This window comes from Streptomyces endophyticus, assembly GCF_035798155.1.
Taxonomy (GTDB): Bacteria; Actinomycetota; Actinomycetes; order Streptomycetales; family Streptomycetaceae; genus Streptomyces; species Streptomyces endophyticus.
The window spans coordinates 1-742 of the sequence record NZ_JAOZYC010000070.1; the positions used below are offsets into that span (position 1 = coordinate 1).

1 protein-coding gene is annotated in these 742 nt (G+C 71.7%); it reads left to right on the plus strand.

Features of this window, described 5'->3' with window-relative positions; genetic code table 11:
- Positions 1–137 precede the first annotated feature (137 nt).
- The coding region (locus OKJ99_RS09465; protein ID WP_407700665.1) for an electron transfer flavoprotein subunit alpha/FixB family protein at positions 138–742 on the plus strand (605 nt) is incomplete at its 3' end.

Below are 742 nucleotides of genomic sequence, written 5' to 3' on the forward strand. Positions count from 1 at the left end.
GCGGGCACGATCGTCAAGGACGAGGGCGAGGGCGGCAAGCAGCTCGCCGAGTTCCTCGCGGGCCAGAAGTTCATCTAAGGCTTCCCGCCCCCCATCCGTCGCCCAAGTTCTTTGTGATTGCAGGAGATTGAAGTCCCATGGCTGAAGTTCTGGTCTTTGTCGACCACGTGGACGGTGCCGTCCGCAAGCCCACCCTGGAGCTTTTGACGCTGGCCCGCCGGATCGGCGACCCGGTCGCCGTCGCGCTGGGCAACGGCGCCGGTGACACCGCCGCCGCGCTGGCCGAGCACGGCGCGGTCAAGGTGCTCACCCACGAGGCCGCCGAGTACGCCGACTACCTGGTCGTGCCGAAGGTGGACGCGCTGCAGGCCGCCTACGAGGCCGTCTCCCCGGCCGCCGTGCTGGTGCCCTCCTCCGCGGAGGGCAAGGAGATCGCCGCCCGTCTGGCGCTGCGGATCGGCGCGGGCATCATCACCGACGCCACCGACCTGGAGGCCGGCGACAACGGCCCGGTGGCCACCCAGTCGGCGTTCGCCGCCTCCTACACCACCAAGTCCACGGTCTCCCAGGGCACGCCGGTGATCACCGTCAAGCCCAACTCCGCCCCGGTGGAGGCCGCCCCGGCCGCCGGCGCCGTCGAGGCCCTCGCCGTGTCCTTCTCGGATGCCGCGACCGGCACCAAGGTGACCTCCCGCACGCCGCGCGAGTCGACGGGCCGCCCGGACCTGACCGAGGCCGCGAT